The organism is Streptomyces sp. SKN60, assembly GCF_026236535.1.
GTDB lineage: Bacteria > Actinomycetota > Actinomycetes > Streptomycetales > Streptomycetaceae > Streptomyces.
This window is the reverse complement of sequence record NZ_JAHTMW010000013.1, coordinates 234,374-261,033: the sequence shown is the minus strand read 5'-3', so window position 1 is coordinate 261,033 and position 26,660 is coordinate 234,374. Positions and strand designations below refer to the sequence as shown.

The 26,660-nt window shown below is 72.5% G+C and carries 23 protein-coding genes; 17 read left to right on the top strand and 6 right to left on the bottom strand.

What is annotated here, in order from left to right:
• Positions 1-28: 28 nt before the first annotated feature.
• The 3 genes from KV205_RS23190 to KV205_RS23180 all read right to left on the bottom strand — a co-directional run bounded on the left by KV205_RS23190 (position 29) and on the right by KV205_RS23180 (position 3,719).
• Entirely contained in the window at positions 29-1,213 is a 1,185-nt protein-coding gene (locus KV205_RS23190) for a DUF5667 domain-containing protein (protein WP_265866477.1), read from the bottom strand.
• A 298-nt stretch (positions 1,214-1,511) separates the two neighbouring features.
• Entirely contained in the window at positions 1,512-2,315 is an 804-nt protein-coding gene (locus KV205_RS23185) for an ECF subfamily RNA polymerase sigma factor, BldN family (protein ID WP_265866476.1), read from the bottom strand.
• Between the two features lie 444 nt (positions 2,316-2,759).
• Positions 2,760-3,719 carry an HAD family phosphatase gene (locus tag KV205_RS23180; RefSeq protein ID WP_265866475.1) on the bottom strand — a complete coding sequence of 320 codons (960 nt, stop codon included), beginning with the start codon at positions 3,717-3,719 and terminating at the stop codon, positions 2,760-2,762.
• A 118-nt stretch (positions 3,720-3,837) separates the two neighbouring features.
• On the opposite strand from KV205_RS23180, the gene KV205_RS23175 reads away from it, so the two are divergent.
• The 7 genes from KV205_RS23175 (at position 3,838) to KV205_RS23145 (ending at position 10,686) form a co-directional block, all read left to right on the top strand.
• On the top strand, positions 3,838-4,125 hold the full coding sequence (locus KV205_RS23175) for a glutaredoxin family protein (RefSeq protein WP_265866474.1): 288 nt from the start codon (positions 3,838-3,840) through the stop codon (positions 4,123-4,125).
• A 272-nt stretch (positions 4,126-4,397) separates the two neighbouring features.
• Complete coding sequence (locus KV205_RS23170; protein ID WP_265866473.1) at positions 4,398-5,225, top strand: redox-sensing transcriptional repressor Rex; 828 nt, start codon at positions 4,398-4,400, stop codon at positions 5,223-5,225.
• Positions 5,222-6,577: a glutamyl-tRNA reductase gene (locus tag KV205_RS23165; protein ID WP_265866472.1), complete on the top strand. Its 1,356-nt coding sequence runs from the start codon at positions 5,222-5,224 to the stop codon at positions 6,575-6,577. The genes KV205_RS23170 and KV205_RS23165 overlap by 4 nt, the downstream gene beginning before the upstream one ends.
• Positions 6,574-7,569, top strand: coding sequence for a hydroxymethylbilane synthase (gene hemC / locus KV205_RS23160; protein ID WP_265866471.1), 996 nt, complete (start codon positions 6,574-6,576; stop codon positions 7,567-7,569). The genes KV205_RS23165 and hemC overlap by 4 nt, the downstream gene beginning before the upstream one ends.
• A complete protein-coding gene (locus KV205_RS23155) occupies positions 7,566-9,236 on the top strand; it encodes a uroporphyrinogen-III synthase (RefSeq protein WP_265866470.1) in 1,671 nt (556 codons plus the stop codon). Before hemC ends, KV205_RS23155 begins: the two co-directional genes overlap by 4 nt.
• Before the next feature lie 121 nt (positions 9,237-9,357).
• Positions 9,358-10,359 (top strand): porphobilinogen synthase, encoded by a 1,002-nt coding sequence (gene hemB / locus KV205_RS23150; protein WP_265866469.1) that lies wholly within the window; start codon positions 9,358-9,360, stop codon positions 10,357-10,359.
• A 54-nt stretch (positions 10,360-10,413) separates the two neighbouring features.
• Complete coding sequence (locus KV205_RS23145) at positions 10,414-10,686, top strand: DUF1876 domain-containing protein (RefSeq protein WP_265866501.1); 273 nt, start codon at positions 10,414-10,416, stop codon at positions 10,684-10,686.
• Between the two features lie 44 nt (positions 10,687-10,730).
• Here the strand turns inward: KV205_RS23145 and KV205_RS23140 are convergent, their stop codons facing one another.
• The 3 genes from KV205_RS23140 to KV205_RS23130 form a co-directional block, all read right to left on the bottom strand.
• Positions 10,731-11,378, bottom strand: coding sequence for a TetR/AcrR family transcriptional regulator (locus KV205_RS23140; protein WP_265866468.1), 648 nt, complete (start codon positions 11,376-11,378; stop codon positions 10,731-10,733).
• 179 nt (positions 11,379-11,557) lie between these two features.
• A complete protein-coding gene (locus KV205_RS23135; protein ID WP_265866467.1) occupies positions 11,558-15,550 on the bottom strand; it encodes a type I polyketide synthase in 3,993 nt (1,330 codons plus the stop codon).
• A 129-nt stretch (positions 15,551-15,679) separates the two neighbouring features.
• Positions 15,680-16,360, bottom strand: coding sequence for a TetR/AcrR family transcriptional regulator (locus KV205_RS23130; RefSeq protein WP_265866466.1), 681 nt, complete (start codon positions 16,358-16,360; stop codon positions 15,680-15,682).
• A 206-nt stretch (positions 16,361-16,566) separates the two neighbouring features.
• Between KV205_RS23130 and KV205_RS23125 the strand changes: the two genes are divergently transcribed.
• The 10 genes from KV205_RS23125 to KV205_RS23080 all read left to right on the top strand — a co-directional run bounded on the left by KV205_RS23125 (position 16,567) and on the right by KV205_RS23080 (position 26,649).
• Positions 16,567-17,271, top strand: a complete 705-nt coding sequence (locus KV205_RS23125; RefSeq protein ID WP_265866465.1) for a response regulator transcription factor — start codon at positions 16,567-16,569, stop codon at positions 17,269-17,271.
• 241 nt (positions 17,272-17,512) lie between these two features.
• Entirely contained in the window at positions 17,513-18,664 is a 1,152-nt protein-coding gene (locus KV205_RS23120; protein WP_265866464.1) for a LeuA family protein, read from the top strand.
• 123 nt (positions 18,665-18,787) lie between these two features.
• The gene (locus KV205_RS23115; protein WP_265866463.1) at positions 18,788-18,976 is read left to right on the top strand and encodes a lysine biosynthesis protein LysW; all 189 of its coding nucleotides are present in this window, start codon (positions 18,788-18,790) and stop codon (positions 18,974-18,976) included.
• 1 nt (position 18,977) lies between these two features.
• Positions 18,978-19,829: a RimK family alpha-L-glutamate ligase gene (locus KV205_RS23110; protein ID WP_265866462.1), complete on the top strand. Its 852-nt coding sequence runs from the start codon at positions 18,978-18,980 to the stop codon at positions 19,827-19,829.
• Entirely contained in the window at positions 19,826-20,881 is a 1,056-nt protein-coding gene (gene argC / locus KV205_RS23105; protein WP_265866461.1) for an N-acetyl-gamma-glutamyl-phosphate reductase, read from the top strand. The genes KV205_RS23110 and argC overlap by 4 nt, the downstream gene beginning before the upstream one ends.
• Complete coding sequence (locus KV205_RS23100) at positions 20,878-21,693, top strand: acetylglutamate kinase (protein ID WP_265866460.1); 816 nt, start codon at positions 20,878-20,880, stop codon at positions 21,691-21,693. Before argC ends, KV205_RS23100 begins: the two co-directional genes overlap by 4 nt.
• A gap of 11 nt (positions 21,694-21,704) precedes the next feature.
• The gene (locus KV205_RS23095) at positions 21,705-22,268 is read left to right on the top strand and encodes a gamma-glutamyl-gamma-aminobutyrate hydrolase family protein (RefSeq protein ID WP_265866459.1); all 564 of its coding nucleotides are present in this window, start codon (positions 21,705-21,707) and stop codon (positions 22,266-22,268) included.
• Positions 22,269-22,331: 63 nt separating this feature from the next.
• Positions 22,332-23,480 carry a Glu/Leu/Phe/Val dehydrogenase dimerization domain-containing protein gene (locus KV205_RS23090; protein ID WP_265866458.1) on the top strand — a complete coding sequence of 383 codons (1,149 nt, stop codon included), beginning with the start codon at positions 22,332-22,334 and terminating at the stop codon, positions 23,478-23,480.
• Positions 23,477-25,108: an AMP-binding protein gene (locus KV205_RS23085; protein WP_265866457.1), complete on the top strand. Its 1,632-nt coding sequence runs from the start codon at positions 23,477-23,479 to the stop codon at positions 25,106-25,108. Before KV205_RS23090 ends, KV205_RS23085 begins: the two co-directional genes overlap by 4 nt.
• A gap of 242 nt (positions 25,109-25,350) precedes the next feature.
• Positions 25,351-26,649: a pyridoxal phosphate-dependent aminotransferase gene (locus KV205_RS23080; RefSeq protein WP_265866456.1), complete on the top strand. Its 1,299-nt coding sequence runs from the start codon at positions 25,351-25,353 to the stop codon at positions 26,647-26,649.
• The last annotated feature ends 11 nt before the right edge of the window (positions 26,650-26,660 follow it).

The following is a 26,660-nucleotide window of genomic DNA, read 5'->3' as shown; positions in this document are numbered from 1 at the left end:
GCGGGCCCCTCCTCGTACCGCGTCCGCGTCAGCTCGCGTCGCTGCTGTCGATGCCGAGGCCCGGCAGCAGGCCCGGGAGGATCGGCGGGATCGTGACGTCCGGGACGGACGGGGTGGACTCGTCGCCGGACGGGGCGGTGCTGGTGCCCGTCTGCGGGGGCTTGAGCAGGTCGCCCGTGCCGCCGAGGAGCCCGCCGTCCTTCGGCGCGCCCGTGCCCGTGCCGGACGGCTGGGGCTGGGTCGCGTCGCCGCTGTGGGACGGGGAGGCGGACGAGGTGTGCGGGCGCTGGGTGGTGGCCGACGGGGTGCTTCGCGGCGCGCTCGGGTCGCCGGAACCGATGGAGCCGCGCTCGGGGGTGCGCGGCAGCACGGACTGGAGCGGCTCGACCTCTTCGTCTATGGCGATGAAGACGTCGTCCACCTCGTTGCCCACGTCGGTGAGCTGGACCGGGAGGCGGTCCCGCAGCCCGTCCCAGGTGGCTCGGTGGGCCTGGGCGAAGGAGTTGAGCCGGGCCATGGGCCCGATCTCGCCGTCCCGCTCGTAGGCCTGGCGGAGCAGCCGGTGGCCCTCGGAGGCGTCGTGCTTCATGCCGTCGAGGACCCGGCGGATCTCGCCGAGCGACTCGTGGTCGAGGTCGCCGGCCCGGCCGCGCTCCATGAGCCTGCGGGCCTCGCTCAGGCGCGTGGACGCCTGGTCGAGATAGAGCCCGCCCCGGTCGGCGTCGTCGTCCGCCATCCCGAGCTTGATGTCCTCCATGCCCCGCTTGAGCCCGTAGAGCGAGTCACCGGGAAGGGCGTCGGAGCTGGCAGCGGCGACTCCGCTGAACGCCCCGGCCGCCACACCGACCGTGAGGCCGCCGGCGGCCAGGCCCTTGGTCCAGCGGGAGCGCGGCCGGAGTTTGCGGAGCCGGTGCGCTCCCTTGCCGTGGGAGCTCCGCTGCTCCGGCACGGTAGGGCCCGCTCCGGCGCCCCCCTCCATGAGCATCGCTTCCATGGCGGCCACGAGCTGGGCTCGCTGCACCACCTTGACCTCGGGGTCCATCTCCGGCTTCGGCAGCTCGCCGAGTCCGTTCGCCAGGGCCAACAGCCGTCCGTGCTCGGCCGGTTCGGCCGATGCCTCGGGTGGCTCGGCCGCCGCGCCCTCGGACGTCCGATGCTCCAGGGCCTGGGCGAAGGCGTTCGCCCGCCGGTGCGCCGAAACGTTCGCGATCACTGGCGGCACCTCCTCTCGTCATGACGGTCGACTCCCCGAGGGGTTCGGAAGGTTGCACACCTTGAGCGCATCCACACGAAAGAGTGAGTGGAAGTGGACATGGCGTGACCACAGGGAGCCTGCATTTCGCACAACGAGCGGCGCGGCACTTGGGTTACGCGCGAAAGATGATCGGACCAGTGCGTCATCGAGTCGTCACCGACTGTGTATCGGGCGGGGAGGGAGGGACGTGGGTGGCGTGGGGGGAGGGGGCGTGGGGAGCGAGGGGCGGGCTGCGCGTGTGGGGGGCGCGGAGCGCTCAGCGGGCGTCGTCCGGGAGGAGCCGGGCCAGCGTGCGCACGGCCCGGTACTGGAGGGTCTTGATCGCTCCCTCGTTCTTCCCCATGACGCGGGCGGTCTCGGCGACCGACAGGCCCTGGAGGAAGCGCAGCGTCACGCACTCCTGCTGCTGCGGGTTGAGGCGGCGGACGGCGTCGAGGAGGGCGGCGTTGGACAGCGACTCGAGGACGGAGTCCTCGGGGCTGCGCTCCACCTCGTTGGCGTCGAGCATCTCGCCGGTGGTGACCTCGAGCCGGAAGCGGCTGGACTTGAAGTGGTCGGCCACCAGGTTGCGGGCGATGGTGACCAGCCAGGCGCCGAAGTCGCGGCCCTGCCAGGTGAAGGTGGAGATCCGGCGCAGGGCGCGCAGGAACGTCTCGCTGGTGAGGTCCTCCGCCGTCGCCTTCCCGCCCACGCGGTAGTAGATGTAGCGGTAGACGGTGTCGCTGTACTGGTCGTAGAGCCGGCCGAAGGCGTCGGCCTCGCCCGCCTGGGCGCGTTCGACCAGGTCCATCATCCGGGCGCTGTCGCTGTCGGCGGTGGGCCTGCGGGCGGCGGTCGACGTGCCGGCGCCGCCCCGGGCGGAGCGTCTGCCGACGGCGGCGCCGCTCTCGGCCAGGGCATAGCAGGGCCCGGCGGGTGCCGGCCCCCCGGCGAAGGCGGGTCCGCCGAAAGCGGGTGCGAGGGCGGCGTACGCGGTGGGGACGAAGCCGCGCAGGTGGTCGAGGACCGTTGCGCGCAGCGTAGCCAGGCCCGAGGCGTCAACCCCGACGTGTGGGTACACGGGACTCCCAGAGGCAGAGCTTCCATCACGTGCAGTGCGGGACCGTTCACTCGTCGTGGCGACGCGTGGGTTCCGGTATGCGTCTGAGGAGAATAACGCTTAGTACAGGCAGTGCTACACCCAGTTGCTCAAATCACCGGTTCAGTCTGATCCGTTACTGCTTGTGGTCGTGATCACTCGTACTTGGTGACCGATTGCTGATCGGTTTGCTTCCGAGTGTGATCAACCATGGGTGTGCTTGTGCTCAAGTGCGCTGAGGGGGAGTGGCCGGGGGCCCGTGCCGGGTAGGGAGCCCGGATGGCCCGACGGGCCATGTGTACGGGGGTGTTCGACCACGGACGGGTGAGCGCCGCCGGTCCCGGGTTGTCGTGATCGATCGCGGCCGAAACGTATCGGCATGATCGGTAAATCCGCCCGCGCGTGCCGTGCCCGGTGGGCGCCGGCTCAGCGGCGGCGGCGGTGCAGGGCGAGCGCGGCGGCCGTGCCGCCCGCGAGGGCGCCCACGCCGGCCGCGGCGGGGATGCCGACCTTGGCCGCCTTGCGGCCGGTCCGGTAGTCCCGCAGCCGCCACTCGCGGTCCCTGGCGTACCGGCGCAGCTTGGTGTCCGGGTTGACCGCGTAGGGGTGTCCGACCAGGGACAGCATCGGGATGTCGTTGTGCGAGTCGCTGTACGCGGCGCAGCGCGCCAGGTCCAGGCCCTCGGCGGCGGCGAGCGCCCGTACCGCCTCGGCCTTGGCGGGGCCGTGCAGCAGCTCGCCGACCAGCTTGCCCGTATAGACGCCGTCGACGGACTCGGCGACGGTGCCGAGCGCGCCGGTCAGGCCGAGCCGGCGGGCGATGATCGTGGCGGTCTCGACCGGGGCGGCGGTCACCAGCCAGACCTTCTGGCCGGCGTCCAGGTGCGCCTGGGCCAGCGCGCGGGTGCCCGGCCAGATGCGGTCGGCCATGTACTCGTCGTAGATCTCCTCGCCGATCGACATCAGTTCGGAGACGCGGTGGCCCTTCACGATGGACAGCGCGCTGTCCCGGGCCTCCTGCATGTGCTCGGGGTCCTCGACGCCGGCGAGCCGGAACCAGACCTGCGCCCAGGCGAACCGGGCGAGTTCGCGGCGCTGGAAGAACTTCCGCTTGTACAGGCCGCGGCCGAAGTGGAAGATCGCGGCGCCCTGCATCACGGTGTTGTCGAGGTCGAAGAAGGCGGCGGCCTCGGTGTCGCCGACGACCGGGAACTCCGGCTCCGCGGGCGCGGCTTCGGCGGCGGCCTCGGCGGCCGCGGCCTCCTCCCGCTCCCGTTCGAGCTGGGCCGAGGTCTTGCGGGCCGCCTCCGCGGCGGCCTCGCCTGCCAGGACGCTGCGCGCGGTGGCGGAGCGCCTACGGGGGGTGAGCCATCCTGGAGCGGCCATATGTGGAGCATAGCCAGTCTGTTCGGTCCTTCCCGACGTGCCGGGATGCCATGGTGTGAACAGTGGGGGACTCCCTTGTTACCTACGGGCCGGATTCCGGCGCGCACGGGCGCGCACAATGGGCGGCATGTTCGGACGGAAGAAGAAGGACGGTCCGCGGGAGAGCGGGCCGCGCACGGTGACGCTGATCGGCAAGCCGGGGTGTCATCTGTGCGACGACGCCCGCGCGGTGATCGAGACCGTGTGTGCCGAGACGGGTGCACTCTGGGAGGAGAAGGACATCCTGCGGGACGAGGCGCTGTACGCCGCCTACTGGGAGCAGATTCCGGTCGTCCTGGTCGACGGCGAGCAGCACACCTTCTGGCGGGTGGACGCCGGGCGGCTCCGGCGCGAACTGGGTGGTTGACCGAAAGGGGGCTACCATCATGGACGTTTTGTTGGGTTTCGGGGGCGGCGTCGTAAGGAGAGTGTGCGGTTTTGCCCCCTTCGGGATTCCAACGCTCTGATGCCGTCCGCGGTTCCGTACCGTCGCGATCCGGCCGCGTGACCCCGGTCACTTTGGGCGGACAAAACGGACACCATCTTTGTGCACGCGTTCACAAAGACATAGCCTGCATTCGACGGGGCGGTCCTGGGACACACGGCCGCCTGCAGCCCCGCTCATCCCGCAGGAGCACCGTGGCAACTGGCCGAACTCACCGACCGGCGACCCGTAGCCGAGGAATTCCCGAGGCCACCGTCGCCCGTCTCCCGCTGTATCTGCGTGCCCTCACGGCACTGTCGGAGCGCTCCGTGCCGACGGTCTCCTCCGAAGAGCTCGCGTCCGCGGCGGGGGTCAACTCCGCGAAGCTGCGCAAGGACTTCAGCTATCTCGGCTCGTACGGCACCCGCGGTGTCGGCTACGACGTCGAGTACCTCGTCTACCAGATCTCCCGCGAACTCGGCCTGACCCAGGACTGGCCGGTCGTGATCGTCGGTATCGGTAACCTCGGCGCCGCGCTCGCCGGCTACGGCGGTTTCGCCTCCCGCGGCTTCCGGGTCGCCGCGCTGATCGACGCCGACCCCGCGATGACCGGCAAGCCGGTCGCCGGGATCCCGGTCCAGCACAGCGACGACCTGGAGAAGATCGTCACCGAGGACGGCGTGTCCATCGGCGTCATCGCCACCCCGGCCGGGGTCGCCCAGCAGGTCTGCGACCGCCTTGTGGCCGCCGGTGTCACCTCGATCCTCAACTTCGCGCCGACCGTGCTCTCCGTGCCCGACGGCGTGGACGTGCGCAAGGTCGACCTCTCCATCGAGCTGCAGATCCTCGCCTTCCACGAGCAGCGCAAGGCCGGCGAGGAGCCCGGCGCCGACTCCGGCCCCGAGGCCGTGGCCCCGGCCGAGCCGGCCGGTGCCGCCGCCGCGCCGCCCGCCGCTCGTACCGCTCAGGACTCCGGCCGTACGGCGCAGGACTCCGGCCGCAAGGGACCTGACGGGGACATGCCCGCGGTGATGCCCGCATGAGCCTCCTCGTCGTCGGCCTCAGCCACCGCAGCGCCCCCGTCAGCGTCCTGGAGCGGGCCTCCCTCTCCGCCGACGCCCGGGCCAAGCTGCTGCACGACACCCTCGCCGCCGAACCGGCCGGTGAGGGCGCCGTCCTGGCCACCTGCAACCGCATCGAGCTCTACGCCGACGTGGACAAGTTCCACGCCGGTGTCGCCGAGCTGTCCACGCTGCTCGCCCAGCACAGCGGCGTCGGCCTCGAAGAGCTCACCCCCTATCTCTATGTGCACTACGAGGACCGTGCCGTCCACCACCTCTTCTCGGTGGCCTGCGGCCTGGACTCGATGGTCGTCGGCGAGGGCCAGATCCTCGGCCAGATCAAGGACGCCCTCGCGCTCGGCCAGGACCTGCACACCGCAGGACGCCTCCTGAACGACCTGTTCCAGCAGGCCCTGCGGGTCGGCAAGCGCGCCCACAGCGAGACCGGCATCGACCGGGCCGGGCAGTCGCTCGTCACCTTCGGCCTGCAGCAGCTCGCCGAGGGCGCCGACGTCGACGCCTGGGCCAAGGGCAAGCGCGCCCTCGTCATCGGCGCCGGCTCGATGTCCTCGCTCGCCGCCGCGACCCTCGCCCGGGCCGGTGTCGCCGAGATCGTCGTCGCCAACCGCACCGCCGCCCGCGCCGAGCGCCTCGTCGAGATCCTCACGGAGCCCGGAAGCACGGGAGTGGCCGCACGCGCGGTCGATATGGTTGCCGTCGGCGACGAACTGGCCCGTGCCGACGTCGTCGTCTCCTGCACCGGCGCCACCGGACTCGTCCTCACCGGCGAGGCCGTCGAGACCGCCCTGCGGGGCCGCGAGACCCCGCTGTTCCTGCTCGACCTCGCGATGCCCCGCGACATCGACGCCGCCGCCCACCGCATGCCCGGCGTCCGGCTCGTCGACATCGAATCGCTCGCCGAGGCCTCCGCCGACGCGCCCATGGCGGGCGACGTCGACCAGGTGCGCACCATCGTCTCCGACGAGGTCGCCGCCTTCGGCGCCGCCCAGCGCGCCGCCCACATCACGCCGACCGTGGTCGCCCTGCGCGCCATGGCCGCCGAAGTCGTCGCCGGCGAGGTCGCGCGCCTGGAAGGCCGGCTGCCCGGCCTCGACGACAAGCAGCGCGCCGAGATCACCCAGACCGTGCGCCGGGTGGTCGACAAGCTCCTGCACGCGCCCACCGTGCGCGTGAAGCAGCTCGCCGGCGAGCCCGGCGGCGCCGGGTACGCGGACGCGTTGCGGACACTCTTCGACCTCGACCCGGAGACGGTTGCCTCTGTCAGCCGGGCCGACCGAAACGACGGCGACGTCAAGAACCGAGGGCGAGTATGACCGAGAAGGCACTGAGGCTCGGGACCAGGCGCAGCAAGCTCGCCATGGCCCAGTCCGGACATGTGGCCGACGCCGTCCGGCAGCTGACCGGCCGGACCGTCGAGCTCGTGGAGATCACGACGTACGGGGACACCTCCCGCGAGCACCTCGCGCAGATCGGCGGCACCGGCGTGTTCGTCGCCGCGCTGCGCGACGCGCTGCTCGCCGGCGAGGTCGACTTCGCCGTGCACTCCCTCAAGGACCTGCCGACCGCCCAGCACCCCGAGCTGACCCTGGCCGCGATCCCCAGGCGCGAGGACCCGCGCGACGTCCTGGTCGCCCGCGAGGGCGTCACCCTGGACACGCTGCCGGCCGGCGCCCGCGTCGGCACCGGTTCGCCGCGCCGGATGGCCCAGCTCAACGCGTACGCGCGCAGCCACGGCCTCACCATCGAGACCGTACCGATCCGCGGCAACATCGACACCCGGGTCGGCTATGTGCGCAAGGGAGAGCTCGACGCGGTGGTCCTCGCCGCCGCCGGACTCAACCGCATCGGCGGAACCGAGGAGCTCACCGGCTCCCTGTCGGCCGACCCGCTGTCGGTCGACGCGGTCCTGCCCGCCCCCGGCCAGGGGGCCCTGGCGGTCGAGTGCCTGGCGTCGAACGCCGACCTCGTCGCCGCGCTCGCCGAGCTCGACGACCCGTACACCCGGGTCGCCGTGACCGCCGAGCGAACCCTGCTCGCCGCCCTGGAGGCCGGCTGCTCCGCACCCGTGGGTGCGCTGGCCGACCTGCTGGCCGACGGTCCCGGTCACGGGTCGCACGAGCAGGCTGTCACCGAAATGCGCCTGCGCGGCGTCGTCGGCACCACCGACGGTTCCACGCTGGTGCAGCTGTCCACCACCGGTCCCGTACCCACCTCGCACGACGAGGCGGTGGCGCTCGGACGCGAACTCGCGGACGAGATGCTCGCCAAGGGTGCGGCCGGTCTTATGGGGGAGCGAGCACTTTGAGCCCCACCGCCCCGACCACCAGCCCCGCGTCCGCCGCCTTCCCCGGCCACGGTCACGTCACCTTCCTCGGCGCCGGACCCGGCGACCCGGGACTGCTGACGCTCCGGGCCGTCGAAGCCCTGGCCGGCGCGGACGTCCTGATCGCCGAGCCGGAGGTGCTCGAAGTCGTTCGCGGGCATGCGCGCGCGGGCGTGAGCACGCCTGAGCTGACGGTTGTCGACGAGGCGTCAACAACCGTCGGTGTCCCCGTGTTGAGGGATGCGACCAATCTTGTCATGGAGGCCGCGCGCGGCGGCAGGCGGGTCGTCCGTGCGGTGACCGGCGACCCCGGCCTCGACGGCAACGCCGGCGCCGAGATGCTCGCCTGCGCCTCGGCCGGCATCCCCTTCGAGGTCGTGCCCGGCGTGGCCACGGCGGTGGGCGTGCCCGCGTACGCCGGTGTGCCGCTGCGCGACGCGCAGGGCACGGACGTGCGCTTCGTCGACGCGCGGACCGCCGACGACCGGTGCTGGGCCGAGGTCGGCGCCTCCGACGGCACCGTCGTCGTCTCGACCTCCCTCGACTCGGTCGCCGCGGCGGCCGGTGAGCTGGTGGCGGCAGGCCGTAAGCCGGACACCCCGCTCACCGTGACCATCGCGGGTACGACGACCCGGCAGCGGACGTGGACCGCGACGCTCGGCACGATCGCCCAGGTCTTCAAGCAGGGCAAGGTGCTCCCGTCGCCCGAGGGCCACCGTCCGGTGATAGCCGTGGTCGGCGAGCGCAGCGCCCCGGCGCAGCGGGACCTGCTGTCGTGGTTCGAGTCCAAGCCGCTCTTCGGCTGGCGGGTGCTCGTGCCGCGTACGAAGGAGCAGGCCGCGTCGCTCTCCGACCAGCTGCGCTCGTACGGCGCGGTGCCGCACGAGGTGCCGACGATCGCCGTCGAGCCGCCGCGCACGCCGCAGCAGATGGAGCGGGCGGTCAAGGGGCTCGTCACCGGCCGCTACGAGTGGATCGCCTTCACCTCGGTCAACGCGGTGAAGGCGGTACGGGAGAAGTTCGAGGAGTACGGGCTCGACGCCCGCGCCTTCGCGGGCATCAAGGTCGCGGCGGTGGGCGAGCAGACCGCGGCCGCGCTTGTCGACTTCGGCGTGAAGCCGGACCTGGTGCCGAGCGGTGAGCAGTCCGCGGCGGGGCTGTTGGAGGACTGGCCGCCCTACGACCCGGTCTTCGACCCGATCGACCGCGTCTTCCTGCCGCGCGCCGACATCGCGACCGAGACGCTGGTCGCGGGGCTCATCGAGCTGGGCTGGGAGGTCGACGACGTCACCGCCTACCGGACCGTGCGCGCCTCGCCGCCGCCGGCGGACACCCGTGAGGCGATCAAGGGCGGCGGCTTCGACGCGGTGCTCTTCACCTCGTCGTCCACGGTGCGCAACCTCGTCGGCATCGCCGGCAAGCCGCACAACGTCACCGTCATCGCCTGCATCGGCCCGGCGACCGCCAAGACGGCGGAGGAGCACGGCCTGCGGGTCGACGTCCTCTCGCCCGAGCCGTCGGTCCACAAGCTCGCCGAGGCCCTCGCCGAGTTCGGCCTCCGCCGCCGCGCGGCGGCCCTGGAGGCGGGCGACCCGGTCACGCGCCCGAGCGAGCGCCGACCGGGGGCGCGGCGGCGTCGCACGACGTAGCGGGGCCTGGCCCACGCAGCGGGGCGCGGTTCCTTCGGGGGCCGCGCCCCGTTCGCGTTGGTGGGCGGCGGCAACATCGTGTCGGTAAGTGCACGGTGCGGGCGGGCGTAGCCTCGATGGCATGAATGCGTACGGAAGCTTTCCCGGGACGCGTCCGCGGCGGCTGCGGACGACGCCTGCCATGCGGCGGATGGTGGCCGAGACGCGGCTGCACGCGGCCGATCTGATCCTGCCCGCCTTCGTGCGGGAGGGCGTCGACGCGCCCGTGCCGATCTCCGCGATGCCCGGCGTCGTACAGCACACGCGGGACACGCTGCGGAAGGCCGCCGTGGAGGCGGTGGAGGCCGGGGTGTCCGGGATCATGCTGTTCGGGGTGCCGGAGGACGCGAAGAAGGACGCGGCCGGTACGGCGGGGACGGATCCCGAGGGGATCCTGCAGGTGGCGATCCGGGACGTGCGGGCCGAGGTCGGGGACGACCTGGTGATCATGTCGGACCTGTGCCTGGACGAGTACACGGACCACGGCCACTGCGGCGTCCTGGACGCGCAGGGGCGGGTCGACAACGACGCCACCCTGGAGCGGTACGCCGAGATGGCCCAGGTGCAGGCCGACGCCGGCGTGCACGTGGTGGGGCCGTCCGGGATGATGGACGGCCAGGTCGGGGTGATCAGGGACGCCCTGGACACCATCGGCAAGGAGGACGTGTCGATCCTCGCGTACACCGCGAAGTACTCCTCCGCCTTCTACGGCCCCTTCCGCGAGGCCGTCGGCTCCTCCCTGACCGGCGACCGCAAGACGTACCAGCAGGACCCCGCCAATGTGCGCGAGTCGCTGCGGGAGCTCGCGCTCGACCTGGAGGAGGGCGCGGACATGGTCATGGTGAAGCCGGCCGGCCCGTACCTGGACATCCTGGCCAAGGTCGCCGAGTCGGTGGACGTGCCGGTCGCCGCGTACCAGATCAGCGGTGAGTACGCGATGGTCGAGGCGGCCGCCGAGAAGGGCTGGATCGACCGGGACAAGGCGATCTTCGAGACCCTGACCGGCATCCGCCGGGCCGGCGCGCAGATGATCCTCACCTACTGGGCCACCGAGGTCGCCCAGAAGCTCGCCCGCCAGATCTGATGCACCCTGGAGAGGTACCCGACAGGTACCTCTCTGGAGGTGGTCCTCATGACGATGAACACGCTCGTCGGCTGGCACGTCGACATGGAGTTCCAGGAGGAGGGCGACCGGACGCGGGCCGCGTGCATGGTGCGGCTCAGTGACGGCACCGAGTTCCGTGCCCACGGCAATGCGAACCGGCACCCCTCCGACCCCGAGCAGTTGCGGGTCGGCGAGGAGATCGCCGGGGCGAGGGCGCTGATGGACCTCGCCTCCCAGCTCTTGCAGAAGGCCCACACCGAGATCGACGAGGTGTCGGGCCGTACCTCCCACCCCATCAACAGGTGAGCGGGCCTCCGGGCCGTTCCCGGCCTCCCGGCTTCTGATCTGCGTCAGTCGCGGGGGTCGCGGGCGGCCTGGACGCCGTCCAGGACCAGGTCCAGGGTGCTCATGAGCTCGTGGGCGAGCTGGTCCGGGGCCGCGTCCGGGCGGCCGCACCAGCGGTACAGCGCGCCCAGATAGAGGTCGCGCAGCGCGTGGCCGATCTGGTCGGCGGTGAAGCGGGTGTGGAACTCGCCGCTGCGGATGCCGTCCCCGGCGATCCGGGCGAACAGATCGGCGAGGTAGGGGTCCTCCAGGAGCGGGCGGCCGGCCCGGACCCAGGCCATGAGCAGCGAGTTGGTCTCCTGCCGGTGTCCCTCGTTGATCCGGCTGAGGGTGGTCATGCAGTGGCGCAGCTGCCCGACGGCCGAGTCCGCGCCGCAGCCGTCGGCGGCCAGCGTGGCGAGCAGGGCGTCGCGCCGCTTCTCTCCCCAGGCGCCGAGGAGGTCTTCCTTGCGCTGGAAGTAGTTGAAGAACGTCCCCCGTGCGACGTCGGCGCGCTCCACGATCTCGTCGATGGAGGTCTCGTCGTAGCCCTGCTCCGCGAAGAGGGTGATGGCGGAGCTGTACAGCCGCTCCTTGACCCTGAGCTTGTTGCGTTCCCGCCGGCCCAGGGGGGCCGCGCCCTGGCGGTTCGTGGGCGCTTCTGTCGGGCTCACGCGCTACTCCGATCTGTTCGTCAGCCGATCAGGCCCGCTCCCCTCGGTCCTGGTTGATGGACCAAAGTTTAACTATGACTCGAAGTCAAAGTTAATACGTAGGCCATATTCGGCCGCCGAACCGGACCGGCGGACTCCGTCCCGCCGGTCCGGCCGATGAAGCCGGCTGTGTGAGGGAGTCAGCCGATCGTCGCGAGGATCCGGTGCAGGCTCTCCGGGCCGAGCAGCCGGCCCGCCGTGAGGTCGAGCCCGAAGTCCGAACGCAGTTCGGTGCGCAGCCGGGTCGCCATCAGCGAGTCCAGGCCCATCTCGCGCAGCGGGCGCCGGTGGTCGAGCCGGTCCTCGGGGATCTCCAGGAGGTCGGCAACCCGCCGCACCAGGGCCTCGGCCGCGGTCACGGCGCCGTTCGGGTGCGCCGGGGGCTCCGGGCGCTCCGGGGCAGCCTGCTCGCGGGTGCGCTGGGCGGCGGTGCGCTGGGCCGGGATGCGGGCCAGGGGGGCCCGGGACTGCGGGGCCTGCGCCCGCGCCTCGTACGCCTCACGGGGCCGCGGCAGCAGCCGGGCGCCGAGCGCCGCGAGGGGGTGCGCCCGGTGGCCGGGCAGGGCCTGGAGTTCGACGCCGAGGAACTCCGCGAGCACGCATCCGTCGGGGTCCAGGAGCAGGACGTCGCCGTGCGCCCGGTCCTGGCCCCTGGCCGGGCGGACCCGGCACAGCGCCCAGAACTCCTCGCCCGGGTCGGCGTGCACCCGTACCGAGCCGAAGCCGGTGGGCACGTACGCGGTACCGGGCCGGTAGGCGGCCAGCAGGGTCAGCAGGCCCGACTCCCAGGAGGCGGCGTCGGGGCCGCCCGCCCCGGCTCCGGGCGTACGGCGCAGCCGGGCGACGGCCTGGCCGCCGCGGCGCCAGACGTGCCGTACGGCCCGCAGCTCCTCGTCGATGCCGAAGCCGAGCTCCTCGGCCAGCGCGAAGAAGTCCTCGGCCCGGCAGTAGCCGAGCCGGCGGGCGAGCGTGCGGTCGAGCAGGGCGCGCCGGTCGTACGGCTGCGCGGCACCGGCCCCGGCGGGCCGCACGGTGGCCTCGGCGCACAGCTCCGGCGGGGCGTCCGGGGTGCGCCGGGCCTCGGCGCGCACCCGCCGCACTCCGTCGGGGCCGGGGCTCTCGACGGTCACTCGCAGGACGGCCGCGGGCAGGTCGTCGAGGGTGAGGGGGGTCTCGCCGAGCCGGACCCCGGTCAGCGCGATCCCGGTGCTTTCACCGGTGGCGGCGCGGGCGGTGTCGAGCATCGCCGCCAGGTACACCGAGGGCAGCACCGGTCTGAGGCCGCGCACGTCCACCCCGGTGTCCCAGCCGGTGATGCCCCAGTCGGCGAGGGCGTCCTCGCGGACGTACGGCCCGGCCGGACGGGCGGGGCGGGTCGTCGTGCTGCCGCCGGCCGGGGCGGCCGGGTGGCGGAGCGCGTCGCAGTCCCAGGCGTACGTCGGGAGGTCCTCCGGCATCGCGGGCGCGGCGCCGTCCCCGTACCCGTACCACCGGGTCCAGTCCACCCGGGCGCCGTGGGCGAAGGCCCGGCCCACGGTCTCCAGGAGGGCGACGGGCTCGTCGCAGTCGCGCCGCAGGGTGGCGAGCGCCGCGCCGCCCTCCGCGCCCTCCGCGCCGAGGGACCGGCGGGTCTCGTCGACGGCCGCGGTCAGCACCGGGTGCGGACTGACCTCCAGGAACAGCGTCTCCTCCGTGCACAGGAGCCGTACCGCCGCGGTGAAGCGGACCGGCTTGCGCAGGTTGTCCTGCCAGTACTGGGGCAGGAGTTCGTCCCCGCGCACCGGCGCGGCGAGCACGCTGGACACGAGGCCGGCGGCGGCCGGACCGGGGGTCAGGTCGGCGAGGGCGGCGAGCAGTTCGTCGCTGATCAGATCCATGTCGGGGGAGTGCGAGGCCACTTCGACCCGGACGGTGCGGCAGAGCACGTCGCGGCCCTCCAGGGTCGCGGTGACGGCGGCGAGCGCCTCGTGCGGTCCGGCGAGCACGGTGGCCGAGGGGGAGTTCTCCGCGGCGACGCACACTCCGGCGAACTCGGGCCGCTCGCCGAGTAGTTCGCGCGCCGCGTCGGCGCCGAGCTCGACGGCCAGCATGGCGCCGCGGCCGGCGAGCCGGCGCATCAGCCGGCTGCGGCGGCAGATCACCGCGCAGCCGTCGCGCAGGCTCAGCGCACCGGCCACGCAGGAGGCGGCGATCTCGCCCATGCTGTGGCCGAGGCAGACGTCCGGGTCGAGGCCCGCCTCGCGCAGCGCGGCGGCGAGGCCGACGCCGACGGCCCAGAGCGCGGGCTGGACCAGGTCGATGTCGGTGGGCAGTTCGGTGGCGGTGGTGAGCAGGTCGAGCAGCGACCAGCCGAGTTCGGCCCGGATCGCGGTGTCGCACTCGGTCAGCGTGGCCCGGAAGGCGGGGGAGGAGTCGAGCAGTCCGCGGCCCATGCCGAGCCACTGGGAGCCCTGGCCGGGGAAGACGAAGGCGGTGCGGCGGGGCGCCCCGAAGCCGGCCTCGGCGATGCCGCCGCCGGTGCTGCCGCTCCCGGTCGCCTGGCCGCCGGCGGCCAGCGTGCGCAGCCGTTCGGCGACGGCCGCGTGGGTGGCGCCGCGGACCCAGAGCCGGTGCGGATGGGCGTCCCTGCGCAGGGCCGCGGCGGCGCACAGCTCGCGCAGCGGCCGGTCGCGGCCGGGGCCGTCGAGGTAGCGGGCCCAGGACCGGGCGAGGCGGGCGAGCGAGCGCTCCGACCGGGCGCTGAGGACCAGCAGCTGTTCCGCTCCGGCAGCCCCCGCCGCGGTCGGAGCGGTCTGCGGGGTGGCCGCCGGCGGTGCGGTGGCGGGTGCGGGCCGGTGGGAGCCGACCACGACGTGCGCGTTGGTGCCGGAGATGCCGAAGGAGCTGACGCCGATCCTGGCGTCCGCGCCGGCGCGCGGCAGTTCGGTGGTGCGGGTGACCACGCGGACGTGGAGTCCTTCGTCGGCGATCACCGGGTTCTCGGTGGAGCAGTGCAGCGAGGCGGGGACGACGCCGTGCCGGGCGATGAGGACGGCCTTGATCAGTCCGGCGATCCCGGCGGCCGACTCGGTGTGCCCGATGTTGGTCTTCACCGAGCCGGTGGGCAGCGGCCGTTCGGCCGGCCGTCCGGTCGCCTCGGCGAGGGCGCGCAGTTCGACGGCGTCGCCGACCGCGGTGCCGGTGCCGTGGGACTCGACGTAGTCGAGGCGGTCGGGGGTGATCCCGGCGGCGCGGCACGCCGCCCGGAGCATCGCGACCTGGCCGCTGACCGCGGGCTGGAGGAGCAGTCCGCTGCCGCGCCCGTCGTTGGTGACGGCGCTGCCGAGGAGGGTGGCCAGGACGGGGTCGCCGTCACGCTCGGCGTCCGCGAGGCGCTTGAGGACGACCACGCCGACGCCGTCGCTGCGGACGAATCCGTCGGCGTCGGCCGCGCCGAAGCGGCAGCGGCCCTCGGGGGAGAGCATGGCGCCCTGGGAGTAGGCGATGGCATCGTGGCTGGAGAGCACGAGGTTGACGCCCGCGGCGAGGGCGAGGTCGCACTCGCCGGTGAGCAGGCTCTGCCGGGCGTGGTGGACCGCGACCAGGGAGGAGGAGCAGGCGGTGTCCAGGACGACGCTGGGGCCGAGCAGGTCGAGGGCGAAGGAGAGCCGGCCGGCGGTCACGGCGCGCAGCCGACTGCCCGCCATGTCGCGGATGTTGGGGCCGCCGGGGCCCGCGGAGACCTCCGCGTACTCGGCGGTGGCCTGTCCGACGAAGACGCCGGCGGGGGTGCCGGCCAGCGTGGAGGGGCGGATGCCGGCGTGTTCCAGGGCTTCCCACGCGGTCTGGAGGAGCAGCCGCTGCTGCGGGTCGACGGCCTTCGCCTCGGCGGGCGAGATGCCGAAGAAGGCGTGGTCGAAGGCGAACGGGTCGTCGATGAAGCCGCCGTGGCGCGAGGCGGTCTTGCCGAGGGTGCCGGACTGCGGCGCGTAGTCCGCCGTGATGTCGAAGCGCTCGGCGGGCACCGTGGTGATCGAGTCCGTCCCGGCCAGCAGATTGGCCCAGAACTGCGCGGGCCCGTCCGCGCCCGGGAACCGGCACCCGAGGCCGATGACGGCGATGGGGGTGGAGGCGAGGTTTGCTAAGAGCGCCATGGGAATGAGTGCCAACCTTTTCTTGATGCGACCGATGGGTTCGTCAGCAGTGCAGTTGGACTAGCGGGATACAAACTTACACTCCGAGCCAACTTTGACCCAGTGTTCTTCGGTGCATCTCTGGCATTCTCAGTATTTGAGATGATTTGGCTCGCTGTGCGGACAGAGTCCGTGCGGGGGCGCGGTCAGGCCGTGCAGCAACAGGCTGAGCGACAGCTGCAGTTCGGCGTGCAGGTCGGCGTGCAGGCGGCGGTGCCGGCCGTCCGTCGCGGGCCCGGCCCACCGGCGCAGGGCGCCGACGTACAGATCGCGCAGCGCCTCGCCCAACTGCTCGGAACTGGCGGCGCTGCGGATCTCGCCCCGGATCCGGCCCTCCTCGATGATCAGGGCGAAGAGCGACTCCAGGTGTGATCGCCCGTCGAACAGGAGCCCGGACTGGATCCAGGCCGTCAGCATCGCGGCGCTCAGCTCCGGCTCCTCCTCGTTGAGGTCGCCGAGCGTGGACATGCAGGCGCGGAGCGCCTCCACGGCGTCGGCCGCGCTCTCCAGGCGGGGCGTCAGACGGCGGTTCAGCTTGCGCATCCGCTCCTGCGACCAGGCGCTGAGCAGACAGTCCTTGCGCGGGAAGTAGTTGAAGAAGGTGCCGCGCCCGATGCCCGCGTGCTCCGCGATCTGCGCGACGGAGGTGTCCGCGTACCCCTGTCGGCGGAACAGGGACAGGGCCGCGACGTAGACCCGCTCCTGGGTGCGCTCCTTGCCGCGCCGCCGGCGCGGGGGAGTGGGTGCTCCGTCGTCCGAGGGCTGGCGCACGAGGCCTCCAGGTAAGTGATCGTCCTTGTATGAGAGTTCAGGTATACCCTCGCATATAAACATGGACTCTGGCCCGGAAATGGACTTGAGTGTATGTTTGCATCCGGGCCTGGTCAGACAGGCCCGGGCGGAAGCCACTGCCACGGGGCTCGGGAGTGGGTGGTGCCCACGTCCCGCCGGCTACGAACGGGGGAGCAATGACTTGGATGGCAGCTCAGAGACCGCGTACCGAAGGGGCCGTCGCGGCCCAGCCGGTCTCCGTCCTCGTGGTCGAGGGCGACACCACCGCCGCCGAGGCGCGGGTCCGCGATCTGCAGCGGCAGGGGTACGCCGCGAGCAGCGTCGGCACCGGGGAGCAGGCCCTCGCGGTGCACCAGCGGTCCGACATGGTCCTGCTCGATCTCGACTTACCCGACATCGACGGCCTGGAGGTCTGCCGGCTGATCCGCCGTACCGGGGACAAGCCGATCATCTCCATCGCCACCCGCGACACCGAACTGGACCGGGTCCTCGCCCTGAAGGCCGGCGCGGACGACTGCGTCGTCGCCTCGTGCGGGCCGCGCGAGATGCTCGCCCGCGTCGAGGCCGTACTGCGCCGGGCGCACCCCCGGCCGCCCGCCTCGCACACCATCTCCCTCAGCCCGCTGCACATCGACAACATCACCCGCGAAGTGCGCCTGGACGGACGGCCGGTGGAGCTCACCGCCAAGGAGTTCGACCTGCTGCACACCCTCGCCGCGGACCCCAAGACCGTCCTGTCGCGCAAGGAGCTGATGACCCGCGTGTGGGACACCGCGTGGGCGGCTTCCAGCCGCACCATCGACACCCACGTCAGCAATCTGCGCGCGAAACTCGGCGAGAAATGGATCATCACCGTCCACGGAGTCGGCTATCGGCTCGGCCGCGGATAGTGCGGACAGTAAGGGAAGCCGCGCGGAAAAGACGCTCCCATGTGCGCCTTTGTTCACCCGGGCCGCACGGTATTCACGGCCGATGACGTTCGCTGACACTCCTTGACAAGCTCCGACACAAGAAGCGTTGTCCGGCCAGGAGCGGGGCGTACAGGATGGTCACCGGCGCGGAAAGGCGCAGCGCGGAAAGGCGCTCCGCGCTTCGACGGGATATCCACGGATACCGACGGAGGAAAACGCAATGCCGAAGACAGGACGCGAGGAAAACCCCCCGATAAGGCCCCGCATTTCCGATGCGACGCTGCGGGACAGCGCGCACATGGCGGGCGTCGAATTCGGCCCCAAGGACGCCGCGGCCATCGCGGACCTGCTGGTGAAGACCGGCGTCGAGCTGGTCGAGGTCGGCATGGTGGCCGGCCCCGGCTCCAAGGACGCCGACCTCATCCTGGCCACCCACGAGACCGTCGGCCCCGAGCGCAGCATGACGCTCGTGGTCGTCCGGGACCGCCAGCAGGTCGCCAAGGCCCTCGACGAGGCCGAGCGGCTCGGCGTGAAGCACATCATGTACTCCATCCCCACCTCCGAGCAGCACGCCCGGCTCAAGCTCGGCTCGCCCAGCGCCAAGTTCCTCAACACCCTTGCCAAGTCCGCGGTCTCGCAGGCCAAGGAGCGCGGCTTCCACGTCACCTTCAGCGGCGAGGACGGTGCGCGCACCCCGGCCGAGCGGCTCGTGCCGTACGTCACCGCGGGCTTCGAGGCCGGGGCGGACCGCTTCCGGCTCGCCGAGACCGTCGCGTACCTCTCGCCGTGGCAGATGGAGGACGTGATCGGCGACCTCACCGCGATCGACGGCTCCGAGATCGAGATCCACTCGCACAACATGCTGGGCATGGCCGTCGCCAACTCGCTCGCCGCGGTCCGCGCCGGCGCCCAGTGGATCTCCGCGACCGTCGGCGGCATCGGGGAGCGCGGCGGCAACGCCCCGCTCGCCGAACTGCTCACCTCCCTGCGGGTGATCCACGGCGACACCCGGTTCGACCTGAGCCACCTCACCGAGCTGTCCCGGATCGCCCTCAAGGGCGCCGGCCTCGGCGACGCCTTCCAGTCCGGCCCGACCACGCCGCACGCCTTCGCGTACGAGCTGCCGGGCCAGCTCACCCACCCCGAGGCGTACGAGACCCTGCCGGCCGAACTCGTCGGCAACGCCCGCGAGGTGCGCGTCCGCACCCGCCTCACCCCGGCCCTCGTGAAGTGGGCGCTCGCCGAGTCCGGCGTCTTCGTCGACGTCGAGATCTTCACCCCGTGGCTGATCGAGCGTCAGGAGCGCGCGGGCGGACCGGTCATGGACCGTGACGCGATCCGCAAGGCCGCCGTCGACTTCCAGGCCGTCTGATCCCCCGCACACCGCAGAAACCCCTCCACCCCAGAACCCCCCACCGCACCACCTCCCCCACGCGCACCGCACACCCCCACGCGTACCGCACCACCACTCATGACAACCCACTGGAGTTCACTCATGTCCACCGCCACCACCGTGACCGGCGTCTGCCCCGAGTGCGAGACCGACCTGACCGTGCCGCCGATGGTCACCGGCGAGACCCTCGCCTGCCCCGAGTGCATGCTGACCCTGCGCGTCGAGGACGTGCAGGACGGCGTGCTCAGCCTCGAGATGGTCGAGGTCACCCTCCGCGACTGGGGTCAGTGAGATGACCAAGAAGGTCGCGGTCGTCGCCGACCGGATCGGCTGGGAGGAACGCAAGCTGATCGAGCTCGGCCCCGGCCTCGGGGTCGAGGTCGACTGGGTCAACGACGAGTCGCTGTGCCTCGGCGGCGCGGACGCCCCGTCGGTGAACGCGTACGACGCCCTCCTGGTCCGCAGCCGCAGCTACACCCGTGGCGGCCTGGTCGCCACCCTCGCCGAGGAGGCCGGGATCCCGGTCCTCAACTCCGCCCGGGCCATCAACGCCTGCGAGAACAAGGCGGTCCTGCGGGCCGTCCTGCGGGCCGCGAGCATCCCGGTCCCGGACTTCCGGCTCGTGCTGTCCCGCAAGGACTTCGCCAAGGCCCTCGACGAGCTCGGCGTCCCGGTCGTCCTCAAGCCGATCTTCGGCGGCATGGGCAAGCGGGTCACCCTGATCCGGCACACCGACACCGCCCACTCCGTCTACGACTACGTCGAGGACCTGGGACACGCCTTCGAACAGGCCTGCCTGGTCGAGCCGTTCCTGGCCGGCGGCAGCTCCGTGCGCTGCCTGGTCGCGGGCAGCGAGATCGTCGCCGCCGCCGAGTTCGCCAGCGCCGGCACCGACTGGCGCAGCAACGCGGCCCTCGGCAACAGCAGCACCGCCATCGCGCACGACCCCGACGTCGTGAAGATCGTGGACGCCGTGGTCGCCGAACTCGGCCCGGGCATCTACGGCATCGACCTGTTCCGCACCGAGGACGGCCTCGTCGTCAACGAGGTCAACCACGCCCCCGCCTTCCGCGGCGTGGCCTCCACCACCGCAGCGGACATCCCCTCCGCCATCGTCTCGTACGTGCAGGAGTTACTCGCATGATCCGGGCAGGAGTCGTCGGAGCCTCCGGGCTCGCCGGCGGCGATCTGATCAGACTGATCACCCAGCACCCCGACATGGAACTGACCTTCCTCGGCGGTTCCTCCAACATCGGCCGGCGCCCGGCCGAACTGCACGCCAACCTGCGCATCGACCTCGGGCTGACCGTGCAGCCCGTCACCGAGGAGGTCGCCGACCAGGTCGACGTCCTCTTCCTGGCCACCCCGGCCCCGGTCTCCAACCGCCTGGCCGAGCAGCTGGTCGACAAGGTCCCCGCGATCGTCGACCTCAGCGGCGCCTTCCGCATCGCCACCCCCGAGCGCCACGACCGCTGGTACCCGAAGGTGGACCGTCGCGCCGACCTCGCCGACCGCTTCGTCTACGGGGTGCCGGAGCTCGTCCGCGACCAGCTCAAGGAAGCCTCGCTGATCTCGATGCCGGGCTGCTACGCCACCGCGCTCACCCTGAGCCTGGCGCCGCTGACCCTCGGCCTCGGGCTCGACCTGAAGACCGTCGTGGTCGACGGCAAGAGCGGCTCCAGCGGCGGCGGCCTCCAGCTGCGCACCTCGGACCTGCACCCGTTCCGCAGCGGCGCCATCGCCCCGTACGCCCCCACCGGGCACCGGCACGCGGCCGAGGTCGGCGACTTCCTGGAGCGCGCCAAGAAGGGGAGCATCGACTCCCTGACGATGTCGGCGTACGGCGTCTCGCACGTCCGCGGGCTGCTGACCAGCTCGTACGTGTTCACCGACGAGCAGGTCGACCAGCGCGAGCTGCAGCGCGCGTACACCCGCTTCTACAAGGGCGAGCGCTTCGTCCGGGTGCGCCGCAACAACGAGACGCTGATCCCGGTGCCCGACCCGCAGGCCGTCCTCGGCTCCAACTTCTGCGACGTGACCGTCCTGAAGGACGACGAGGGCGACCGGATCGTCGTCCTCGCCGCCCTGGACAACCTCATCAAGGGCGCCGCCGGCCAGGCCGTGCAGGCCGCGAACATCCGCTTCGGGCTGCCCGAGGAGTCGGGCCTGACCATGCAGCCGGTGATGCCCGCATGAGCCAGACGCAGGCACAGCGGCAGACGCCGACGCCGACCGTCGTCAAGCTCGGCGGCAGCTGCCTGGACGACCTCGACGGCAGCTGGTGGGACGACCTGGCCGCGCACGGCCGGGAACACCCGCTGATCCTCGTGCACGGCTGGTCCAAGCCGCTCAAGAAGCTGAATCCGGCCCGCTACACCGACCCGTCGGCGATCCTGCGCGACCGCTACGGCAACCAGAGCCGCTGGACCACGCCCGAGGTCATCGCCGACATCAAGACCGTCAGCGCGGCCATGGCCGAGGACGTCTTCGCCCGGCTCGCCGACCGCGGCATCACCGCGGAACGCCTGCTCGGCAGCGACGGCCTGGTCCGGGCCGGCGAGGGCGAGCGCTGGTGGTGGCGCGACAAGAAGCTGGTCGAACTGGAGAACCTGGTCGGCCCGATCACGGGCGTCGACCCGGCGCCCCTGAAGAACCTCCAGGCCGGCCACGCCTACCTCGTCACCCCGCTCGCCCAGGGCCCGGCCGGCCAGGAGGTCAACACCGACGCCGACCGGGCCGCCGCCGCCATCGCCGGCGCCGCCGGCGCCACCGACCTGGTCCTGGTCACCGACGTCGCCCATCTGCTGATCGACGGCGCGCCGGTACGGGAGATCAGCGCCGAGGCGGCCGCCGCATTCCGCGACAAGGGCGCCACCGGCGGCATGCGCAAGAAGCTACGGGCCGCCGGCGAGGCCCTGGAGCGGGGCGTGGAGCGCGTCTTCATCGGCAGCGCGGCCACCACGGACCTGCTCGCGGCCCGTACCGGCACCGTCATCACGCGAACCTGAGGAGCGAGCACGTGGCGAAATCCCGTGTCCTAGTCGTCAACAACGGAACCCTGTCCCTGCCGCAGCTGCGCAAGCGCTTCGAGGACCTGGGCTCCGACACCGAGGCCGTCGACGCGGCCTCCGTACCCGCCACGCTCGGCGGCCGCTACCAGGCCATCGTGCTCAGCGGCACCAAGGTGCGGGCCTACGACCAGGACTTCTACAAGCCGCTCGTCGACCTCGTCATGGGCGCCGACGTCCCGGTCTTCGCGATCTGCGGCGGCATGCAGCTGATCGCGGTCTCGGCCGGCGGCCGCCTGGAGGAAGGGCAGTCGCGCGTCGGCGGTTACGAGGTGCAGGTCGACAAGACCGAGCCGCTCTTCGAGTACGTGAAGCCGACCGTGACCGTCTTCCACCGGCACACCCTGTACCTCCAGGAGGCGCCGGAGGGCTTCCGCTCCATCGGCCGCTCCGAGCACGCCCCCGTGGAGTTCATGCGCTCCGAGGACGGCCGGATCTTCGGCGCCCAGGCGCACCTGGAGTTCCGCAGCGACGGCATGGAGATCCTGCGCGGCTTCGCGCAGCTCTACCAGTGACGCCGGTGACGGCCACACCTCTTCTGGCCTCGGCCACCGATCCCAGTATCCAAAGGACTGGCAATGAGTGATCTGGAAAACCCGCAGGACCACCCGAAGGACCCCGCCCTCACCGTCCATCTGAACGGCAGCGGCGGCAGCATCAAGGGCTGGGTCGTCGTCGACTCCCTCGTCGACGGCCTCGCCATGGGCGGCACCCGGATGACCACCGGGGTCACCGAGGAGGAGGTCGCCGGCCTCGCCCGTGACATGACCGAGAAGTTCACCCTCGCGGGGCTCCGCATCGGCGGCGCGAAGGCGGGCATCGTCGCCACCGCCGCCAACTCCGAGGGCGCCGGCCGCGAGCAGACCTTCCGCACCTTCGGCCGCACGGTCAAGCCGCTGCTGCACGGCGGCATCCACCTCGGCATCGACATGGGCGTCACCCCGGCCGACCGCGCCGTCTTCTTCGACGAGGCCGGCTACGACCCGCGCTACCGGCTCGGCGCCCCCGACATGCCGATCGACTGGCGTACGTACTACGAGCCGCTGATCGACTGCACCGGCCACGGCGTCGGCGTCGCCGCGCTCACCGCCCTGGAGGCGGGCGGCCGCACCGAGCCGGCCCGGGTCGTGATCCAGGGCTTCGGCGCCGTCGGCCGTGCCGTCGCCCGCTTCCTGGAGGACCGCGGCCACGTCGTCGTCGGCATCGCCGACGTCCAGGGCACCCTCAGCGCCGACCGCCTGCCGGTCGCCGATCTGGTCGCCATCACCGACGAGTTCGGCCGGATCGACCACTCCCGGCTGCCGCAGCACGTCACCGTGAGCCGCGAGCCCGACGCCTGGCTCGACGTGGACGCCGACCTCCTGGTGCTCGCCGCGCAGAAGTACGCCCTCAACGCCGAGAACGCGCACCGGCTGCGCGCCCGCGTGGTCGTCGAGGGCGCCAACCTCGCCTCCAGCGCGGAGGCGAAGGAGAAGGTCGCCGCCTCCGGCGCCGCCCTGGTCCCCGGTGTCATCGCCAACATCGGCGGCGCCGGCTCGGCGGCCCTGGCCGTCACCCGCAAGGTCCCCTTCGAGCTCTCCCACGAGGCCCGCAAGCAGTGGGTCTTCGACTGGGTCGCCGACCGGGTCCGCCTCAACACCCGCGACCTGCTCGACATCGCCGCCTCGCGCGCGGGCAACCCGCTGCCCGAGCTGCTCGCCGCCCGCCGCCAGGAGCTCTTCGGATGAGTGTCACCCCCTCGGCCGCCGACCGCCTGGCCGAATTCCGCCGCCGCGGCTGGTGGCGCGACGAGACCTTCCTGGACGACCTGCGCCGCCAGGCCCGAGAACGGCCTCGCAAGCTCGCCATCGCCGGCCGCCGCCTCGACGAGGCCCGTACCGACACGCTCGACTACGCCGAACTCTCCCGGCTCACCGACCGGTTCGCCGGGGCCCTGCTCGAACTGGGCGTGCAGCGCGGCGACGTCGTCGCCGTCCAGCTGCCCAACCGGTGGGAGATGGTGCCGCTGATGTTCGCCTGCATGGCCGTCGGTGCCGTGATCTGCCCGATCGCGCCCGTCTGCCAGGCGGAGGAGCTGCGTCACCGGCTCGTCCTCACCGAGGCGAAGGTGTGCGTCACCGTGCCGGAGTGGGAGGGCTACCCGCTCGCCGAGACCATCGACGGGCTGCGCGGCGAGCTGCCGCTGGAGCACCTGGTGGTCCTCGACGGGCACGTGCCCGACGGTGCGGTCGACTTCCACGACCACTTCGTCTCCGTGCACTGGGAGAAGCGGCGCATGGGCGATCTGATCGATCGTCAACTGCGTCCGGACGAGCCGTTCGTGGTGCTGTTCACCTCCGGCACCACCGGCTTCTCCAAGGGTGTCGTGCACAGCCAGAACACCGTCCACTCGGGCGTGCGCGGCTATGTGGACAGCTTCATGCTCCGCGACGACCTGGTCGCCGCCGTCACCACCCCGCTGGTGCACTACTCCGGCTTCGGCCAGGGCATCCTCGCCGGCGTCATGCTCGGCGGCACGGTCGCCTTCCAGGACGGACCGGACCACGACGGACTGCTCGACCTGGTCGAGCGGTACCGGGCCACCCTGCTGTACGGGCCGCCGCCCACCCTCATGGGCGTCGCCCGGGTCCAGCAGCGCGACCCGCACGACGTGTCCAGCCTGCGCCACACCATCACGGGCGCGGCGCCGGTGCTCCAGCCCCTGGTGGACGAGCTGCGCGCGACCTTCGGCGCCCGGACGTACTCGGTATGGGGCATGTCCGAGTTCGGTCCGGTCACCATCACGCGGCTCGACTACAACCAGGACTGGGCGGCGCACAGCCACGGCAGGCCGATCGACTCCATGCAGATACGGATCGACGCCTGCCAGGACCCCACCACGCGGGCCTCGGTCGGCCGACTGCGGGTGCGCGGGGCGTCGCAGGCGCTCGGCTACTTCAAGCAGCAGGACGTCTTCGACGACGAACTCACCGACGACGGCTGGTTCGACACCGGCGACGTCGCCCGTGAGGACGGCCGCGGCGGCATAAGGGTCCTCGGCCGCGCCAAGGACGCCATCATGCGGGACGGCATCGTCCTTCCGATGGCCGAGCTGGAGGCGGTCATCGCCGGCCACCCCAAGGTGACCGACGCGGCGGTCGTCGGCCCGACCGGCCACATCGACGACCCGATCCTCGCGGTCGTCGTCGCGGCCGGCGGCACCCCGCCGACCCTGGACGAGATCCGCGCCCATCTGCGCGAGGCCGGCCAGGACCCCAGGTTCTTCCCCGAGCGCCTGGAGGTCATGACGGCCCTGCCCAAGACCCTGACGGGCAAGGTCCGCAAGATCGAGCTCAGGAAGCTGTACGCGGACTAGCCGTACGCGGACCAGCTGTACGCGGACCAGTCGTACGAGAACCAGTCGTACGCCACCCGCTGTACGCGGCCTGAGTTCGGGCGGGATCGAGCTCCCGCTCCCGGGCGCCGCTCCGCTCCCCGCACGTGCGGTGCGGCGCCCCACACCGACCACCGGGGGGTGCACCTCCCCCGACACCCCCCGGTTTTCCCCTCCCTCCCCCTCCCCCTTCTTTCGTGCTTGTTCTGCCTTCGGAGGCCGTCATGTCCCAACCCGCGCCGGTGACCATGTCGGCGACCCTCGCCGCCGACGAGGCGCTGGAGCGCCGGCGCCGCGCCGGGGAGCGGGTCCTGTCGCTCGCGAGCGGCGAGATCGGCCTGCCCGTCCTGCCCGAGCTGCGGGAGCGGCTCGCCGCGGCGGCGGGCCTGGGCGCCTACGGCCCCGTCGCCGGAAGCCCCGCGCTGCGCGCCGCGGCCGCTGGCTACTGGGGGCGGCGGAACCTCGACACCGACCCGGAGACGGTGGTCTGCGGCCCGGGCAGCAAGCCCGTGCTCTTCGCCCTCATGCTGGCCGTCGGCGGCGATGTGGTCGTACCGGTGCCGAGCTGGGTGAGTTACGCGGCCCAGGCCCGGCTCGCCGGCGCGCGGCCGCTCCACGTGCCCACCCTGCCGGGCCAGGGCGGAGTGCCGGACCCGGCGGCGCTGCGCGAGGCGGTGACCGCCGCACGGGCCGCCGGCCGCGATCCGCGGTGCGTCGTGGTGACCCTGCCCGACAACCCGACCGGGACCGTCGCCGAGCCGGACACCCTGCGCCGGCTCGCCGAGACGGCCCGGGACCTGGACCTGGTCATCGTCTCCGACGAGATCTACTGCGACCTCGTCTTCGAGGGCGCGGACCGGGCCCTCTCCCCGGCCGTGTTCGCGCCCGAGCGGACCGTGGTGACCACCGGGCTCACCAAGAACCTCGCGGTGGGCGGCTGGCGCATGGGCGTCGCCCGGCTGCCCGAGGGCCCGCTCGGCCGCGCGCTGCGCGACCGGCTCGAAGCCGTCGCCAGCCAGACCTGGTCGACCACCGCCGCCCCCGTCCAGGCGGCCGCCGCCTACGCCTTCGCGGAGCCGCCCGAGGTCCTCGCGTACGTGGCGGCGGCCCGGCGGCTGCACGAGACGGTCGTGCGCGCGGTCCACCGGCACTTCACCGCGGCCGGCGCCGCACTGACGCCGGTCCGCGCCACCAGCTACCTCTACCCGGACTTCGAGCCGCTGCGCGACCACCTCGCCGCCGCGCACGGGGTGTCGGGCGGCGGCGAGCTCGCCGCGCTCCTCGCGGACCGGCACGGCCTGGGCGTCCTGCCCGGCAGCGCGTTCGGCGAACCCGACCGCGTCCTGCGCATCAGGGCCGCCACCAGCCGGCTCTACGGCGACACCGAAGAGCGGCGCACCCAGGCCCTGCATTCCTCCGCACCTCTCGAACTCCCGTGGATCAAGGCCTCCTTGGACCGCATCGAGGAGGTCCTGCACGACCTCGTCCACGTACCCGCCCACACATCCGTCCCGACCATCTGACCGCGACCACC